Here is a 13,160-nt window from a genome sequence, read left to right on the forward strand (position 1 = left end):
GTCATTCAGTGCCTGCCGGGAAGCGGGGCGCGGTGCCCAGCGGGCGGTAGCGGCGGTCGTAGTCGCCGGCGTAGAGGCGGCTGTGGGCAAAGTCTGCTTCGCCTAAGTTTTGGCCGAGTGTGTGGCCCACTAGGATCAGCGCGGTGCGCTCCATGCCCTCGCCAATCGCGGCTTCGATGGTGGCAAGCGTGGCGCGCACCACGCGTTCGTCCGGCCAGCTGGCGCGCCAGACCACGGCCACTGGACAGTCTGCGCCGTAGTGAGGCGACAGCTCGGCCACCACGCGCGGCAACACATGAATAGACAGGTGGATCGCCAGCACCGCCTGCGTGGCCGCAAAGTTGGCCAGCGACTCGGTGTCGGGCATGGCCGATGCGCGGCCCGAGGTGCGGGTGAGCACCACCGATTGGCTCAGGCCTGGCAGCGTCAGCTCGGCTTCTAGCGTGGCGGCGGCGGCGGCAAAAGAGGGCACACCCGGAGTCACTGTGTAGGGGATGCCCAGCGCGCGCAAGCCGCGCAGCTGCTCGCCCATGGCCGACCACACCGACAAATCACCCGAATGCAAGCGGGCCACGTCGTGCCCGGCGGCGTGCGCGGTGCTGATTTCCTCAAAAATTTGCTCCAACGACAGTGGCGCGGTGTTGACGATGCGCGCACCTGGTGGGCAGTGGGCCAACACGCCCTCGGGCACCAGCGAGCCGGCGTACAGGCAGACAGGGCTGGCGGCAATCAGGTCACGCCCGCGCAGGGTCAAAAGGTCGGGTGCGCCGGGGCCGGCGCCAATGAAGTGAACAGTCATGGGGAGGTATTTTCTATGGAAGCCAGTGCCGCAGTGGCCATGCGGTCGGGGCTGATGCTGCGGCGGCCCAGCAGTGTTGCGCCGGGGCCAGCTGCTGCGAGTGCCGCCGCCTCGGCTACGCTGTGGGCGCCGTAGCGTTCAGGCACATGGGCACTGGGCGCAGCAGACTGCTCGGCCAGCGCGGGCAGGGGGATGGGGTGGATGGAGACTTGCAATTCGGCCGCCAGTTGCAGCAGGGCGGGGTGATGGGCTTTGTCTGCTGCAGTGGCGAGCGCGCTGAGTTGGGCTAGGGTGATGGGCTTGCCGTGCGCTTTAGAGGCAGCGTCCAGCGCGGTCTGCAAGGCGCTGCGAAGAGACTCCACTTCGCTCCCGACTCTGAAGCCCAAGCCCGCGACCAGCTTCATGCGGGTAATTCATTAAGGTGGGGGGACGCCAAGCGAGCGCAGTTCACAGCGTCACGCTCCACTGCACCACCGGTCGGCTGGGCTGCCAGCCTCGCATGCGGCCTAGGGGCGCGGCTTGCGCCAACTCGATGCGCAGCAGCTCGCCGCCATGCTGGGCGTGCAGGTGCAGCAGGGCAGACTCGGTTTCCAGCGTTACCGCGTTCACCACCAAGCGGGTGCCTAGCGGTGCAGTGGCTTGCAGCTGGGCAAACAGCGCCAAGTCAAACCCGCCACCCACAAAAATGGCGTTGGGTTTGGGCAAGCTCGCCAGCATGTCGGGCGTGTGGCCGTGGTGCACCGTCAGGCGGTGGTCTATGCCGAAGTTCGCCGCATTGCTGCGGATGTTGGTGACGCGCTCGGCGTGCTGCTCCACCGCGCTGGAGCTGCCACCTGCCAGGCACCACTCCACCGACACCGAGCCCGAGCCCGCGCCCAGGTCCCACAGGTGTTCGCCGGGGCGGGGCGCGAGTGCGGCCAGCGTCAAGGCGCGTATGGGTAATTTGGTGATTTGCCCGTCGCTGGCAAAGCCCGCGTCTGGCAGGCCGGGGCTGCGGGGCAGGCCTTTGAATGCGGTGTCCGTGCTCGCCACTTGCACGGCCACGGCCACCGGGGCTTGGATGTTGGCAAAGTCGAGTGCATCCGCAGTGGTGTGGCTGATGCGTTCACGCGTGCCGCCCAAGGCTTCCAGCACCCACACGTTAGAAGCACCGCAGCGTTGGGTTGTGAGCCACTGGGCAAATTCACCCACCGCCGCCGCATCGCGCAACAGGCAGATCAACTGCGCGCCGGGGTGCAGGCTACTGCGGGTGCGGGCAAAGGGCGCGGCGTGCAGGCCGAAGCAGTGCACCGCCTCCAGCCGCCAGGCCAGACGCGCGGCTGCCAGGGAAAGGGTGGAAGGTGCTGGGTGAGCCACCCATTCGCCCGCTTGCAAATGCGCCGCCAGGCTACCACCCGCCCCAAACCAGAACGGGTCGCCCGAGGCCAGCACCACGACCGGCTGGCCGCGCAGGGCGAGCACAGGCGCCACGTCAAAAGGCACGGGCCATTCAATGCCCCGGCTGCCCACGTCTGCCAGCGCCAAGTGGCGTGGCCCGCCGAACACGTGCTGCGCGCGCGCCAGTGCCGAGCGGCTACCATCGCCAAGACCATGCAAGCCATCTTCACCAATACCAATGATTGATAACCAGGGTTTAGAGAGCCAAGGTTCAGACATGGCGCGCGGCTCCTTGCGGGTGTTGTTGCTGGGCGGTACCACCGAGGCCAGTCGCCTGGCACAGGCCTTGGCGCAGGCCGGGGTGGATGCGGTGTTTTCTTACGCAGGCCGTACCGACGCGCCCATCGCCCAGCCGCTGCCCACCCGCGTGGGCGGCTTTGGTGGGGTGGCGGGGCTGCAGGCCTTTTTGCAAGCCGCGCGCATCAGCCATGTGGTGGACGCCACCCACCCTTTTGCCGCCCAAATGAGCAGCAACGCGGTGCAGGCCTGTGCAGCCGCTGGCGTGCCCCTGCTGGCACTCGAGCGGCCCGCCTGGCAGGCGCAGGGTGGCGATGTGTGGACGCATGTGGCGAATATCGCAGCCGCCGTGCAAGCCTTGCCTGATGAGCCCGCCCGCGTGTTTTTGGCCATTGGCAAGCAGAACCTGGCGCCGTTTTTGGCATGTAGTCAGCACTGGTACCTGTTGCGCTTGGTGGACCCGGTGCTGGACTTGCCCGCCGCGCGCGGCCATGTGGTGCTGGACCGCGGCCCCTTCACGCTGCAGGGCGACCGCGCCTTGCTGCAGGCGCATGGCATCACGCACATCGTCGCCAAAAACTCCGGCGGCGCGGGTGCAGAGGCCAAGCTGACAGCCGCCCGTGAATTGGGCTTGCCCGTCATCCTGATAGACCGGCCGCACATTCCTAGCCGCCACACCGTGGGCAGCGTGCCCGAGGTGCTGCGCTGGCTGGGCGTGGCGGGCGGTTGAAACTTTCATAGCGCCGAGCGCGGGGTGTAAACAAAGCGGCCCACGTGGCGGGTGGTGCTGTTGCCCACGATGACCACAGTGCGCATGTCCGCCATTTCGGGGGTGGCGTCACCCAGTCGCACGGTGAGCAGCTTTTCTTCCGGGGTGCTCACAGCGCGGGCAAAGGTGATCAGGCGGTCCGGGCCGCAGGCTTCCAGCAGCACCTGCAGCACGCGGCCAAAGGTATGCGGGCGGCTAGTGGAGCGGGGGTTGTAAAACGCCATCGCAAAGTCGGCCCCGGCGGCGGCGCGCACCCGGGCTTCAATCAGCTCGGCAGGTTTGAGGTTGTCGCTGAGGTTGATGGCGCAAAAGTCGTGGCCCAGGGGCGCACCGGCTTTGGCTGCAGCGGCCAGCATGGCGGTGATGCCGGGCAGCACGCGAATATCGAGCGCCTGCCAGTCGGGCCGGCCTTCCAGCGCTTCAAACACGGCAGCCGCCATGGCAAACACGCCGGGGTCGCCAGAAGACACGATCACCACCTGCTTGCCCTCAGCCGCCATTTGTAGGGCGGCGCGGGCGCGGTCCATCTCGACCCGGTTGTCAGATGCGTGCAGCGTCAGGCCGGGGCGCGGCGCAATGCGCGCCACGTAGGGGATGTAGCCCACGATGTCGGTGGCAGCGTCTATGGCGGCAGTCACTTCGGGCGTGACCAGTTGCGCGTCGCCCGGGCCCAGGCCGGCGATGCACAGCGTGCCTGCTGCCAGTGGTGTGGTCATTCCTGCACCTCGGGGCGGCGGCCGCTGCCGTGCACCAGCACGATGGCGAAGTAGGGGCAGTCGGTGCCGTCCACGTCGGCCAGCTTCATGACGCGCTCTCCGGGCATGGTGCCGCGCTCGACCAACCAGGCTTGGTCCAAGCGGCCGGCTTTGGCCAGCGCGCTGCGCACGCGGGGCAGGTTGCGGCCGGTTTTCATGACCACGAGTGCGTCGGCGGTTTGCATGTGGCGCACCAGCTCGTCTTCAGGCAGGGTGCCCATGAGCACGGTCATCACGTCGTCGCCCCAGGTGATGGGCACGCCGGTGGCGGACCAGCAGCCCACCATGCCGGGGATGCCGGGGATCACCTCCACCGTGGCGCGACCTTGCAGCCGGGTGTAGAGGTGCATGAAGGAGCCATAAAAAAACGGGTCGCCTTCGCAGAGCACCAGCACGTCTTCAGTTTGGGCAAGTGTGGCCAGGCGGTCCGCCCAGTCGTCGTAAAACGTGGCCAGGCAGTGGATGTATTCAGGGCTGTCAAAAGGCAGCTCGGTGGTCACCGGGTATTCCATGGGGTACTCGGTGGCGCCGGGCAGCAACATGCCTTCGACAATGCGGCGCGCCTGGCCGGGCCGGCCTTTTTTGCGGAAATAGGCCACGTGGCCGGCCGCTCGGATGGCGCGGTCGGAGCGCACGCTCATCAAATCGGGGTCACCGGGCCCAGGCCCGCGCAGAGGATGCGTCCCATCAAATTTCCCTCCGGCTGGCGAGTGCATTCACTGCTGCCACGGTGATGGCGCTGCCGCCCAGGCGCCCGTGCACCACCATGCTGGGGGCGGGCAGGTCGGCCATGAGCGCGACCTTGGATTCGGCGGCACCCACAAAGCCCACCGGGCAGCCGATGATGGCCGCGGGGCGCGGGCAGGCTGGGTCTTGCAACATATTGAGCAAATGAAAGAGTGCGGTCGGCGCATTGCCGATGGCCACCACGGCGCCTGCCAGATGGGGGCGCCATAGCTCCAGCGCAGCGGCGCTGCGGGTGGTACCCATGGACTTGGCGAGCTCGCGCACTGAAGGGTCTTGCAGGGTCGATATCACCTGGTTGTCGGCCGGTAGGCGGGTGCGGGTAATGCCTTCGCTCACCATGCGCACGTCGCACAAGATGGGTGCACCGGCTTCCAGTGCCGTGCGGGCGGCATCGGCCATGCCTTCAGAGAAGCGCACATGGGCTTCCAGCCCGACCATGCCGGCAGCATGGATCATGCGGACGACGGCCAGCTCTTCGATAGGGTTGAAGCGAGCCAGATCCGCTTCGGAGCGGATGATGGCAAATGACTGTCGGTAGATGGCGTCGCCATCGGTTTCATACGTATGGCGCATGCAATCGTTGTTGTTCTAGGTAGGCGGCAATGCCTGCTGCGTCGAGGCCGGTGGCGTCGGGCGTGCTTTGGGCGGTGCCGTGGTCAATCAGGTGGTAGCCCGCATCACTCGCCACCAATGTGAGGGTGGCGCCGTGGTGGGCGCAGCCCTTGGTACAGCCCGACACATGGGCCGTGCGGCCGGCGGGCAACAAAGGGGCAAGAAGGCGGGCCAGCGCGCGGGTGGGGCCCAGCGCCTGGGTGCAACCGGGGGCACCGGTGCAGGCCATGACGCGCAGTCGGGCATCGTCAGGGCGGCTGATCAGCTCGGGCAGGTTCGGCGCGGTGTTCAGGCCTTCGAGCACCAAACTGCGCCAGGGGGTGATGCGGAGTGGGGCGAGGGCTGCGAGCTGGTGCAGGGTTTCGGCGGGCAATTGGCCGAATTCCAGGCCGACCACCCTGCCGGTGGCGGAGGGGCCAACCGTGAATGCTTGTGCTGTGGCTTTTGGCACTAGTGTACCGGTGAATTTGGCGGGCAGGGCCTGGCGTTGTAGCAGGCTGGCCATGCGGCCACGGCCGTTGACCACACCACCAGACGCTACAAACCAGCGGGCCAACTCTATGGCGCTTTGGGCTGCTTGCGCTGGATCCACGCAGGCGCCGGTGTTAGCGCCATCGGCATAGACCAGCACCTGATCGCCCATGCGCTCCAGACGGATGTCGGCAGAGCCCGCCCGCAGCACCGGCTGTGCGCCCAAGTCGATGGCGAAGCCGAATTTGCTGGGCAGGGTGGGTGCGTCGGGCGCTGCCAGTGCGATGGTTAGCGCCTCGCAAATGGCGGGCGTGCCGTCAGAGTCAGTCCAGAAAGGACTAATTAACAGGTTGCGGCGAGCTTCGATGTCAGCACGCTCATCGAGCAAGCCCAAAGAGCGCAGGCCGTTGATCAAGGCGGGGTAGCTGTCGGGGCAAACGCCGCGCAGCTGCAGGTTGGCCCGGCTGGTGAGTTCCAGCACGGGTGATGCGTATTGCTGCGCCAATCCGGCCAGTCCTTGCGCCTGCATGGGCGTGAGGCACCCCAAGGTCGGCCGGACTCGCACCACCAGCCCGTCGCCGGACGGCATGGGCCGCAGCGCGCCGGGGCACCAGCCCTGAATGCGGGGCTCGCTGGCAGTGGGGGGGAAAGATGGCTTTGCACGAGGGGAAACGCGTCGGTAACTCTCAAGTATCTCACTATCCCCTCTCTAAAAACCTCACTATGCATGACCAACCTTAATGCAGCTTGACGCACGTATGATCGTGCGCCCAGCCCTGTTGCAAGCCCCGTTTCGGCACCGTTACCAGATTCGTTCTCTCCATGACTACTGAATTCACCCCCCAGCATTGGGCCGGCGCCGTGGGCGTCGCCCTGATCGTTGCCCTGTGGGTAGACCGCCGCTGGGGCGAGCCCCCGGTGCGCATGCACCCGGTGGTGTGGATGGGTAACTTCTTGGGCCGTGCGGGTGATCGGGTGCAGCGGCTGGCACTGCAAGACCCGGAGGCCCGGGATTTAAGGGCTTTTGTGCTCGCTGCGCTCATGTGGATTGCGGGTGCTGCTCTGTTTTTGATAGCGGCTTTGCTACTGCAAGGGGCTACTTTAGAGCTGCCCTGGTGGGCTGCCGGCGTGCTGATGGGTCTGCTGCTCAAGCCCATGCTCGCACTGGCCATGCTCAAAAGCGAGGTGCAGGCCGTGGAGGCGGCGCTCTCCGTATCGCTGGACGCCGGGCGGGAACGCCTGCGCTGGCTGGTGAGCCGGGATGTGACGCAGCTCACCGAAGTGCAGGTGCGCGAGAGCGCTATCGAAACCCTGGCCGAGAACCTCAACGATTCGGTGGTGGCGCCCATGTTCTGGTTTTTGCTGCTGGGTTTGCCGGGCGCCGTGCTCTACCGCTTTGCCAACACGGCCGATGCCATGTGGGGCTACCCGGGTGTGTACAAGGGGCAAAACTGGGCCTGGGCCGGCAAGTGGGCCGCCCGCGCCGACGACGTGCTGAGCTGGGTACCAGCGCGCATTACGGCCGTGCTGCTCTTGCTGGTCGCCGGCCGGCGCGGCTGGGCCCTGCGCAGCCCACTTCGCGCCGAGGCCCGCAAAACCCCGTCACCCAACAGCGGCTGGCCCATGGCCGCCATGGCCTTGGTGCTGGGTGTGGCCTTGCACAAACCGGCGGTGTATGTGCTCAACCCCGAGGGGCGCGCGGCACAGGCGGCTGACACCAAAGCGGCACAGGTTTATGCATCAAAAGCAGTGCTGGCGCAGGTAGTGATTGCGCTGGTAGCTCTTCTTTTGATAGCAATCGGGGTTTGAGTTGGACGCGGTAATACGAATCCACGGCGGGCCCGACGCGGGCGGGGTGGCGCTGCACGACTTCTCAACCAACAGCAACGCCTGCGGCCCGTGCCCCATCGCCCAGGCCGCAGTGCAGTCCGCCGACGCGACCCGCTACCCAGACCCGCAATACATCGCCTTGAAAGCGGCCTTGGCTGCCCACCACAGTGTGGAGCCCTGGCGAGTGGTGCTGGCGGGCAGCGCCAGTGAATTTATCTTTCGTATCAGTGCCTGGGTGCGCCAAGGAGGCGGGAGCAGGGTGCACCTGCCACAGCACGCCTATGGCGACTACGCACATGCGGCGCAGGCTTGGGGCTTGGCGCCCTGCGCCGATGCAGATGCCGCCGATCTGGTCTGGGCCTGCGACCCCGCCAGCCCGACGGGCCAGAACCACACCGGCTGGCCCCAAGTGCTGGAGCGCAGCACGCTGGTGCTGGATGGGGCGTATGCGCCCTTGCGTTTGAGCGGCGAGTCAGCGTTGGGCGCAAAGCAGCGCGATACCGTGTGGCAATTGTTTTCCCCCAACAAGGCGCTGGGCCTGACGGGTGTACGCGCCGCCTACGCGATTGCACCCGTACATGCGCGGGCGGCTGCACTTGCGCTGGACGCAATGGCGCCCTCGTGGGTGCTGGGCGCGCATGGCGTGGCCATGTTGAGCGCTTGGGCGCAAGCGGACACGCAGGCGTGGGTAACCGAGAGTCTGGGCACCTTGCGCCAGTGGAAGCAGCACCAAGTGGACATGCTCGAAAACGCCGGCTGGACGGTGATGCCCAGCAATGCCAATTTTTTCTGCGCCCGCGCGCCTGAGGGTATCGATTTGCCTACCCTGTTGGCAACCTTGCGAACCCACGGCATCAAGCTGCGCGACGCGACCTCTTTCGGCCTACCCGGCTGGGTGCGGCTGGGTGTGTTGCCAGTGCCAGCAGTGACTGATTTGTTGCAGGTAACTGCACAAGCTACCAACCGATAACTTTGAAATATGACCGCTAAATGCATCATGGTGCTGGGCACCACCAGTGGCGCTGGCAAGAGCTGGGTGACCACGGCCCTGTGCCGTTACTACGCGCGGCAGGGCCTCAAAGTAGTGCCCTTCAAGGCGCAGAACATGAGCAACAACGCGCGGGTCGTGTCCTCGGCCAGCGGGCAGGGCGAGATCGGCAGCGCGCAGTACTTTCAGGCACTGGCAGCCCGCACCGTGCCGGAAGTGCGCATGAACCCCTTGCTCTTGAAGCCCGAGCGCGACACCCACAGCCAGGTGGTGCTCATGGGGCAGGTGAGCCTCGAGCTGAGCGCCTTGCCCTGGCGCGGCCGCAGCCTGAAGGTGTGGCCGCAGATTGCCGCCGCGCTGGACGAGCTGCGTGCGGAAAACGATGTAGTGGTGATTGAGGGCGCCGGATCACCCGCCGAGATCAACCTCTCTAGCAGCGATGTGGTCAACATGCGGGTGGCCAAGCATGCCGATGCGGCATGTTTGCTGGTGAGCGATATCGATAAGGGCGGCGCGTTTGCCCACTTGTATGGCACCTGGGCTTTGCTACCTGAGGACGAGCGGCGGCTGATCAAGGGCTTTGTGCTGAACAAGTTCCGGGGCGATGCCAGCCTGTTGTCGCCAGCGCCAGAGCGCTTGCAGGAACTGACCGGCGTGCCCACGGTGGCAGTGTTGCCCATGTGGTGGCAGCATGGGCTGCCTGAAGAAGATGGCGTGTTTGACGACCGCAGCGTGGCGCGCGGTTCGGTGGACCTGACGGTGGCGGTGATTGCCTATCCGCGCATGAGTAACTTGGACGAGTTCCAGCCGCTCAAGAACATTCCCGGGCTCAAGTTGCAATGGGTGCGCAGCCCCAGCGAGCTGGCAGGGCTAAAGCCTACCGACTGGATCATCCTGCCTGGCTCCAAGCACACGAGTGGCGACCTAGCGTGGTTGCGTGCGCAGGGTCTGGATGCTGCGGTGGCTCGGCATGCGGGGCAGGGTGGGGCGGTGCTGGGGGTGTGCGGGGGCTTGCAGATGCTGGGCGAGGCCTTGATTGATCCGCACGGGATTGATGGGAATGCGCCGGGGTTGGGGCTGTTGCCGCTGGTGACGGTGTTTGCGGAGGACAAGACGGTTCGGCACACCTCGACGCGGTTTTTGGCTTCTTGGCAGGCGCGCGCCGAAGGGGGCACGGCCGGGGGCCTCATGCTGCCAAACGCGCAGAAATCGGCCCCCGGCCATGCCCCCTCCGGCGCGGGTGTGGGCGGCAGCGATGTCGGGACAGCCTCTCCTTGGGCAGCGTTAGCTGGCGTGCCTGTCGCTGGATACGAGATTCATCACGGGCAAACGGCGCAGCATGTGGCCATGGCGGCGGCGGGTAATGTGGCCCACGCGGTGTTGCCGGACGACTTGGGTTGGTGCAACACGGCTGGCAACGTCATGGGTGTGTATTTGCACGGCATCTTGGAGGATGCAGCCGTCTTGCAAGCCTTATTTGGCGAGCGTCTGCAGGGCGAGGTGCCCACCTTGGACAAGGTGTTTGACGGGCTCGCGGATTACATCGGCAATCACTTTGGGCCCGGCGTGTTGGATGGGCTGGTCGGGCGCTGAAACTGCGTTCTGGGCGGGTGTCGCTGGCGGTTATTCCAGCGGTGCGCCGCTGCTATCATTGACCGCTTCAGGTGCCCCTTGCCACGGCTTGGGGAGAATCGGGAAGACGGTGTGAATCCGTCGCGTGCCCAACGCTGTAAGGAGGATGACCCGCGCTGTATGCCACTGGCCGCCAAGGCCGGGAAGGTGCGTGGGGTCAGGTGATTCCGAGCCAGAAGACCGGCCTGATGTTGTTTATGCACAGCAAGGCCGGGCTGTGCTTTTTTGATTCAGCACAGGGGAATGCCATGAATACATCGCCGGCGCACGCCGCATCGGGCTCGTACGCCCAAACTTCCGAAATTCACCACGACATTGCAGCCGCTTGGGACCTCGCTCTCGGGCGGACTGCCTTGGCCGATATTGCCGATCCGGCATTGACGCAAGCACTGCAAGAGACGCTCAACAACAAAACCAAGCCGCTAGGCTCGCTCGGGCGCCTGGAGGATGTGGCGCTCAAGATCGGCCAGATTTTGGGCAGCACCGCGCCGGTGCTGGAGCAGCCGCAAATGGTGGTGTTTGCGGGTGACCACGGGTTGACCGCCCGGGGCATCTCGGCGTTTCCGAGTGACGTGACCTGGCAGATGGTGGAGAACTTTCTGGCCGGTGGCGCTGCGGTGAGCGTGCTTTCCAAACAGAACGGTATTGCCTTGACGGTGGTGGACTGTGGTGTGAAGCACGACTTTCTGGCCGGTTTGCCAACGGGGGCCACCCGTTCTGGGCTGCAGGTTCGCAAGGCACAAGGTGCCGAGCAGGGAACGGCAGATTCCTCTGCACAGCCTGCCATGACTTCAGCTCAACGCGATCAGGCTTTGCAACATGGCATGGAGCTGGTGAAGGATTTGCCTGGCAATGCGCTTTTGTTGGGGGAAATGGGTATCGGCAACACGTCCGCCGCGTCTCTATTGCTGGCGCGGCTGGGTGGGTTGGGTATTGCCGTGTGCACTGGTGCCGGAACCGGCCTGGATGCACCTGCGGTCCAGCGCAAAACCGAGGTGTTGCGCGAGGTGCTGGCCTTGCATTCCAAAGCGACATCGCCGCTGGATGCATTGGCGGCCTTCGGTGGGTTTGAGATCGCGACCATGGTGGGCGCGGTGTTGCAGGCGGCCCAGGAGCGGCGGGTGATCGTGGTGGACGGCTTTATTGCCACCAGCGCGATTGTGGTGGCGCATGCCTTGCAGCCCCATGTGTTGCAGCGCTGTGTGTTTGCGCACCGCTCGGGCGAGCGGGGCCATGAATTCATGTTGCAGCACCTGGGCGTGCAGGCTTTGCTCGACCTGGGCTTGCGCTTGGGCGAAGGCTCGGGCGCGGCACTGGCTTGGCCGCTACTGCAGTCAGCCTGCACGGTTCTGCGCGACATGGCGAGTTTTGCGTCAGCCGGCGTGTCTGAAAAGTCAGACGCCTCGGTAGCGGTGGGTTGAGCCCGGCGCGCGGTAGCCATGCGTAGCTTCATCCGCCACTACCTGCTGGCCCTGCAGTTTTTCAGCCGCGTGCCGGTGACTGGCCGCTTGGCTGACTGGGTGGGCTTCAGCCCGGCCATGCTGCGCGCCAGTGCGGCGCACTTTCCCGGCGTGGGCTGGCTGGTAGGCGGCGTGGTGGCGCTGCTGACGTGGGGCTTGTTGGCGCTGTTGCCCGCAGGCCCTTTTGCCCCCTTAGTGGCTGCCACCTTGGGCACTGCCCTGAGCGTGGTGATGACTGGTGCCTTCCACGAGGACGGCTTGGCTGATGTGGCTGATGGCTTAGGTGGTAGCTACAACCGCGAGCGGGCGCTGGAGATCATGAAGGACTCGCGCGTGGGTGCCTTCGGGGCGATTGCGGTCATGATGGCACTGCTGTGCAAAGTGGCCTTGTTGACCATGCTGGGTTCGCTCAGCATGGGCTTGATGGTGGCAGGCGTGTTTGCTGCGCATGTGGTGTCGCGCACCTGGCCGCTGCTCACCATCCGGCTGCTGCCGCATGTGGGGGATAGTGCAGTCTCCAAGTCCAAACCGCTGGCGGCGCAGATCAGTCTGCCCGCCTTGGGGGTGGCCCATTTATGGTGTTTTATGGCTCTAGCTCTCGTAGGGTTTGCGCCTGATGCTATGCATTTGGTAGCAAAAAATGTGTCATCCTCAATCAACCTGTGGCCTCTCTGGGGCTTGGCGACTGGATTCAGCATGTTGGCGTGGGCCTGGATGCACCGCTGGTTTGCCAAGCGTTTGCAAGGCTTCACCGGCGACTGCCTTGGCGCAGCGCAGCAGGTCAGTGAAATTGCGTTTTACCTGGGTCTGGCGCTGGCTTGGGGGTTGTGGCCCGCGGGTGCCACGCCATGAGCTTGTGGATCGTGCGCCATGCTGTGCCCCTGATTGCGCCCGGTAGCTGCTATGGCCAACTAGACATTCCGGCCGATGCGGCGCTCACCGAGTCTGCGGCCCTTGCAGCGGCCCAAGTGCTGCCCATGAGTGCCCGCCTGCGCTATTCTCCGCTACAAAGATGTGAGCGCCTCATGCAAGCGCTGTGTGCGCTGCGGCCTGATTTGGCTCTTGATTGCCAGCCGGATGCGCGGCTCATGGAAATGGGCTTTGGCACCCACGAGGGCACGCTGTGGGCAGATATCTCCGCGCAGCAGATGGCAGCCTGGACCGATGATTTTGCGCACCACGCATTTGGCGGCGGTGAAACGGTGGCCGGGTTTATGGCGCGGGTAGCTGACGCCTGGGGCGCTTATCGCAGTAACACCGGGGATCACGAGGTGTGGATCAGCCATGCGGGTGTGGCCCGGGCTGCGCAGTTGCTGAGCGAGGGCCGACGCACGATCGCGCACGCCTCCGAGTGGCCGGTGGCCGGCCCGGCATTTGGCGAGTGGGTCTGTCTTTAACCAACGTTCACGGGCTTGTGTCACAC

The 13,160-nt window shown here is 65.5% G+C and carries 14 protein-coding genes and 1 riboswitch; of the genes, 7 read left to right on the forward strand and 7 right to left on the reverse strand.

The features are described 5' to 3' along the window. Position 1 precedes the first annotated feature (1 nt). Genes cobM through cbiE form a run of 3 tightly spaced genes read right to left on the reverse strand, consistent with a single transcriptional unit; the run spans position 2 to position 2,455 of the window. Positions 2–799 (reverse strand): precorrin-4 C(11)-methyltransferase, encoded by a 798-nt coding sequence (cobM, locus tag RAE21_RS05575; protein ID WP_313880500.1) that lies wholly within the window; start codon positions 797–799, stop codon positions 2–4. Further along, positions 796–1,203, reverse strand: coding sequence for a cobalamin biosynthesis protein (locus RAE21_RS05580; RefSeq protein ID WP_313880501.1), 408 nt, complete (start codon positions 1,201–1,203; stop codon positions 796–798). The genes cobM and RAE21_RS05580 overlap by 4 nt, the downstream gene beginning before the upstream one ends. 43 nt (positions 1,204–1,246) lie before the next feature. Beyond that, the gene (cbiE, locus tag RAE21_RS05585; RefSeq protein ID WP_313880502.1) at positions 1,247–2,455 is read right to left on the reverse strand and encodes a precorrin-6y C5,15-methyltransferase (decarboxylating) subunit CbiE; all 1,209 of its coding nucleotides are present in this window, start codon (positions 2,453–2,455) and stop codon (positions 1,247–1,249) included. Between cbiE and RAE21_RS05590 the strand changes: the two genes are divergently transcribed. Beyond that, on the forward strand, positions 2,454–3,203 hold the full coding sequence (locus tag RAE21_RS05590) for a cobalt-precorrin-6A reductase (protein WP_313880503.1): 750 nt from the start codon (positions 2,454–2,456) through the stop codon (positions 3,201–3,203). The genes cbiE and RAE21_RS05590 overlap by 2 nt on opposite strands. Positions 3,204–3,208: 5 nt before the next feature. On the opposite strand, the gene cobJ is transcribed toward RAE21_RS05590, so the two are convergent. The 4 genes from cobJ to cobG are packed head-to-tail and all read right to left on the reverse strand — an operon-like array spanning position 3,209 to position 6,521. After that, entirely contained in the window at positions 3,209–3,958 is a 750-nt protein-coding gene (cobJ, locus tag RAE21_RS05595) for a precorrin-3B C(17)-methyltransferase (RefSeq protein ID WP_313880504.1), read from the reverse strand. After that, complete coding sequence (gene cobI, locus RAE21_RS05600; protein WP_313880505.1) at positions 3,955–4,638, reverse strand: precorrin-2 C(20)-methyltransferase; 684 nt, start codon at positions 4,636–4,638, stop codon at positions 3,955–3,957. The genes cobJ and cobI overlap by 4 nt, the downstream gene beginning before the upstream one ends. A gap of 46 nt (positions 4,639–4,684) precedes the next feature. Next, positions 4,685–5,317, reverse strand: a complete 633-nt coding sequence (locus RAE21_RS05605) for a precorrin-8X methylmutase (RefSeq protein ID WP_313880506.1) — start codon at positions 5,315–5,317, stop codon at positions 4,685–4,687. After that, positions 5,301–6,521 carry a precorrin-3B synthase gene (gene cobG, locus RAE21_RS05610; RefSeq protein WP_313882659.1) on the reverse strand — a complete coding sequence of 407 codons (1,221 nt, stop codon included), beginning with the start codon at positions 6,519–6,521 and terminating at the stop codon, positions 5,301–5,303. Before cobG ends, RAE21_RS05605 begins: the two co-directional genes overlap by 17 nt. A gap of 128 nt (positions 6,522–6,649) precedes the next feature. Here cobG and cbiB point away from each other — a divergent pair, with 128 nt between their 5' ends. The 6 genes from cbiB (at position 6,650) to RAE21_RS05640 (ending at position 13,134) form a co-directional block, all read left to right on the forward strand. Continuing rightward, positions 6,650–7,636, forward strand: coding sequence for an adenosylcobinamide-phosphate synthase CbiB (gene cbiB / locus RAE21_RS05615; protein ID WP_313880507.1), 987 nt, complete (start codon positions 6,650–6,652; stop codon positions 7,634–7,636). 1 nt (position 7,637) lies between these two features. Then, complete coding sequence (locus RAE21_RS05620; protein ID WP_313880508.1) at positions 7,638–8,627, forward strand: aminotransferase class I/II-fold pyridoxal phosphate-dependent enzyme; 990 nt, start codon at positions 7,638–7,640, stop codon at positions 8,625–8,627. Positions 8,628–8,636: 9 nt separating this feature from the next. Next, entirely contained in the window at positions 8,637–10,238 is a 1,602-nt protein-coding gene (locus tag RAE21_RS05625; RefSeq protein ID WP_428983983.1) for a cobyric acid synthase, read from the forward strand. A 52-nt stretch (positions 10,239–10,290) separates the two neighbouring features. Beyond that, a riboswitch (cobalamin riboswitch) is annotated at positions 10,291–10,480 on the forward strand. 45 nt (positions 10,481–10,525) lie between these two features. Further along, complete coding sequence (gene cobT / locus RAE21_RS05630) at positions 10,526–11,698, forward strand: nicotinate-nucleotide--dimethylbenzimidazole phosphoribosyltransferase (protein ID WP_313880509.1); 1,173 nt, start codon at positions 10,526–10,528, stop codon at positions 11,696–11,698. Positions 11,699–11,716: 18 nt separating this feature from the next. Then, positions 11,717–12,589, forward strand: a complete 873-nt coding sequence (locus tag RAE21_RS05635; protein ID WP_313880510.1) for an adenosylcobinamide-GDP ribazoletransferase — start codon at positions 11,717–11,719, stop codon at positions 12,587–12,589. Beyond that, the gene (locus RAE21_RS05640) at positions 12,586–13,134 is read left to right on the forward strand and encodes a histidine phosphatase family protein (RefSeq protein ID WP_313880511.1); all 549 of its coding nucleotides are present in this window, start codon (positions 12,586–12,588) and stop codon (positions 13,132–13,134) included. The genes RAE21_RS05635 and RAE21_RS05640 overlap by 4 nt, the downstream gene beginning before the upstream one ends. Positions 13,135–13,160 lie beyond the last annotated feature (26 nt).

This window comes from Rhodoferax potami, from assembly GCF_032193765.1.
GTDB classification, from domain to species: Bacteria; Pseudomonadota; Gammaproteobacteria; order Burkholderiales; family Burkholderiaceae_C; genus Allorhodoferax; species Allorhodoferax potami.